This is a genomic window from Nocardia sp., assembly GCF_025465275.1.
Classification (GTDB): Bacteria; Actinomycetota; Actinomycetes; order Mycobacteriales; family Mycobacteriaceae; genus Nocardia.
In genome coordinates, this window is sequence record NZ_JAODNK010000145.1 from 1 (window position 1) to 3,439 (window position 3,439).

General features: G+C 65.8%; 4 protein-coding genes. All 4 read right to left on the reverse strand.

Annotated features, from left to right (window positions below; genetic code table 11):
• The coding region (locus JWN03_RS31575) for an FAD-binding oxidoreductase (RefSeq protein ID WP_297622630.1) at window positions 1-569 on the reverse strand (569 nt) is incomplete at its 3' end.
• Complete coding sequence (locus tag JWN03_RS31580) at window positions 569-1,168, reverse strand: sulfite oxidase-like oxidoreductase (protein ID WP_297622632.1); 600 nt, start codon at window positions 1,166-1,168, stop codon at window positions 569-571. The genes JWN03_RS31580 and JWN03_RS31575, both read right to left, overlap by 1 nt.
• A gap of 183 nt (window positions 1,169-1,351) precedes the next feature.
• Complete coding sequence (locus JWN03_RS31585; RefSeq protein WP_297622634.1) at window positions 1,352-2,266, reverse strand: alpha/beta hydrolase; 915 nt, start codon at window positions 2,264-2,266, stop codon at window positions 1,352-1,354.
• A gap of 240 nt (window positions 2,267-2,506) precedes the next feature.
• Window positions 2,507-3,037, reverse strand: a complete 531-nt coding sequence (locus JWN03_RS31590) for an RDD family protein (RefSeq protein ID WP_297622636.1) — start codon at window positions 3,035-3,037, stop codon at window positions 2,507-2,509.
• Window positions 3,038-3,439 lie beyond the last annotated feature (402 nt).

A 3,439-nucleotide genomic window follows, 5' to 3' on the forward strand; every position in this document is an offset into this window, starting at 1 on the left:
TCATCGCGAGGCCCAGCGAGCTCATCTGGCGGGGCAGCGAGCTCATCGGGCGGGGCCGCTAGCTCATCGGGCGGGGCAGTGAATTCGTCGGGTGGGGTGAGGAGTTCGTCGCGGTAGTAGAGGTCTACTGGGTCACTCAAAGCGTAGAAGATTCGGAAAGGTTTGGCGGCCATAGTTTTTAGTCGTGCGCGGAGCATGGCGTCGAGGGGGACTATGCCGGAGCCGCCTGCTCCGAGGACGGCTGCTCCCCCCCTGTCGGGATTCCAGACGAACCAGCCGCCGACCGGGCCGCGGATCTCGATGAACGCGCCGACCGGCAGAGCGTCGACCAGGTAGCCGGAGACTTCGCCGTCGGGGACACGCTGGATGGTGAGTTGGATGCGGTCTCCGTCGGCGGGCGCGGCGAGGGAGTAGCTGCGTTCGGCCTGGTAGCCGTCGGGTGCGGTCAGCCGGACGTCGACGTGCTGGCCGGGCAGGTGGCCGGGCCAGCCGGGCACGCGCAGGGTCAGGGTGCGCGCCGATGGTGATTCGAATCGGGCGGCGAGGAGTTCGGCGGGCTGCCAGCGCATCAGTCGCCCTGGTACCGCTGTTCACGCCACGGGTCACCGTAGCTGTGGTAGCCGGCGCTCTCCCAGAATCCGGGTTCGTCGTAGTCCAGGAGCCGAATTCCCTTGACCCACTTGGCTGATTTCCAGAAGTACAGGTGCGGGACGAGCAGCCGGGCGGGACCGCCGTGCTCCGGATCCAGGTCCTGACCGCCGAAGGTGTGCACGATCCACGCCTTGCCGCCGGTGAGATCTTCCAGCGGGAGGTTGGTGGTATAGCCGCCGTAACTGCTGACCAGCGCGAATTCCGCTTGGGTTTCGACAGTTTCGAGCAAGTCGTCCAGCGAGACGCCCTGCCAGTTGGTATCGAGTTTGGACCACCTTGTCACGCAATGGATGTCGACGTGCGGGCGCTCCTGCGCCAGCGACATGAATTGCGGCCAGCTCCAACTGTATTGGCGCCCGGTCTCATTGGTGATGCTGAATTGCCAGCGGGTCAGGTCGATGCGCGGCGTGGGCCCGGCGGCCAGCACCGGAAAATCCTCGGTCAGATACTGCCCCGGCGGGGTTCTGTCACTCTGCGGCCGGGGGCGACCTTGGAAGCCTGGCGAGAAGATATTCATGCGATCCCTTCCGGCGTAACGGCAGGTGTCACCCGCATGGGCGGCGTCGGCCTTGCGGCACTTTGGGTCAGATTACGCCGCACCCATCCGCAATCCAGGCTTTTCGGGCACGGCTGGACCCAGGATTCAGCCCTGCGCACCCGCTACATCCCCGCCACGGGCGGCCGGTACGAGCTGATCGGCTCAGCCGACGTGGCGGCCGAGGAAGCGGACCACGTCGGGAGTGACTGTGCTCCAGTACTCGTCGGTGTGCGCGCCGGGGGTTACCAGGGCTACTTCCAGGCGCGCGCGGCCCATGAACTGGCGGCAGCCGTCGATGAATCGGTCCCGGTCCCCGACCCACACACCGGTCGGGGCCGGTCCCAGCTTCGCGATGTTCTGCAGCGGGTCGAGGGCGGCCCACTGGTCGGCATTGGCGAACGCATTGCGCTTGCTCATCTCACCCCACGAGGTGATGAGGCCCGGCGACATGGTCGCAATCGCCTTCGCCGGACGACCGCGTTCGGCCCGGAGACGTGAGTACAGCAGTGCGCCGAAGCCGCCCATGGAGGTGCCGGTGCACGCGAACGGCTCACCGTTCGAACCCGCGAGTCCGCGCGCGGCCAGCCAGCGGGGGGCCTCGTCGAGCAGCATGGTCATCGGATCATCGCCGGAAAAGTGCTGGTGCCAATAGTTGTCGCCACCGTCGATGGCCATGAATCCGAAGGCCGGCACGAGCCGGGTCGAGACGGCAGTGGTGAGCACATCGCCGAGTCGGCCGACCGCGGCATTACGGGCATTGCCGTGCAAACCGTGCAGCAGTAGCGACATGGGCAGACCGTCCGTGGGTACGCCGGGCGGCAGAATGGTGACGATATCCACCGCACGCCCGCGCGCGGGCGAGTACACCCGATCGGTGCGGACCACCGGTTCGATGCCGAGCACGGTGCGCTCGATCGGCCCGCCGTGCACTGCCCGCTGATCGCCCTCTGTGTCGGGAGCCGCGTTCACGCCCGCGCTCACCGCCGCCCCGGCCGCGACCAGACCCAGCAGACCCGTGGATGCCAGTACCGACCGCCGACTGAATTTCCGCGCGGCAGCCCGGTAGTCCTCACCCATGGATCCTCCATCAGCACATCAACAGCTATCCGCCGGGGCGCACATTCGCATAGTGAGCCCCGCCAGACCGCCTGCGACCATACCGATCGAAAGCAACATGGGGTGAACTACGGGCTACATCTGCGAAGACGCCAGGACAGCAATCACATGATGGGACCGGGCACATGAGGAAAGCGTGAGGATTCGAATCTGCTCGCGCCGAAAAGATGCTCGAGTCACATAGGAAATACCGGGCAACCCTCAGCGGGTGTGGGTCAGGGCGGTGCCGGTCGCCCGGTCGTGCATGCCACGGCCGTCGGAATCGGTGAAGAGCGCGGGAACCACGAAGACCAGGATGGCCTGGCGAGCCAGCGCACGGATGAAACCGACCGGCCCATCCGTATCGACACGGCTGACCTTGATCTTCATGAAGTACTGGCCGGGCGTGAATCCGAACAGGGTCACAGCGACCACGCCGAGCACGAACCACACCAGCAGCGTGGGCGTGGACAGCGAGCCCATCACCACCACGAAATGCGGCGGCGGGGCCTCACCTGCGGGAAGCTTCATCTTGGCGATGAGCTGATCGGCATTCGGCCGCACCAGAATCGCCGCCAGGCCGATCGAAATGAACCAGTCGAAGATCAGCGCGACAATGCGGCGCGTCATCGGCGCGAGAGCGCCCGCACCGGATTTCGGCAGCCCCAGTTCCTTGCCCTGGTAGTCACCGGCCGGGTTGTCACCGGGATCGGCGTTCGGTCCGGACAGCCAAGAGCCGGTGATGCGTGCCATGTCTCCACCTTATTCGGCGCCGGCCTCCCGCTTCGCACAGCCCTCGCTGCACAAGATGCGACGGCGCGCGATCGGTGCGAAGCTACCCGCACAATTTGTCCGATGGATTGCGCAGCGCGGTGAGGATTCTCACGGCGCTCGGTCACGACTCGGTAAGACCTCTATATTTTCGCAGTCTTAACAACGCCGCACCCGAGGTCGGTGGCAGGATATCGGTGCTGGTCGAACGCCGCCCGGCGGGAGAAGCCGGTGTTTCCGACATGTCGGGGCACCGACGAACCCCCGGCCAGCTGTACGTGTAACACTGGCGAAACACAGCCTTGATTGCGGGGAAACACCGCGTCCATACCGTCTGGTCGCGACGAACCCATGCAGTAGAACTGGCTGGGAACCGATCCGTAA

Coding starts and splice junctions, on each gene's coding strand:
- JWN03_RS31580 (WP_297622632.1), bottom strand. CDS start 1,168: ATGAATATCTTCTCGCCAGGCTTCCAAGGTCGCCCCCGGCCGCAGAGT.
- JWN03_RS31585 (WP_297622634.1), bottom strand. CDS start 2,266: ATGGGTGAGGACTACCGGGCTGCCGCGCGGAAATTCAGTCGGCGGTCG.
- JWN03_RS31590 (WP_297622636.1), bottom strand. CDS start 3,037: ATGGCACGCATCACCGGCTCTTGGCTGTCCGGACCGAACGCCGATCCC.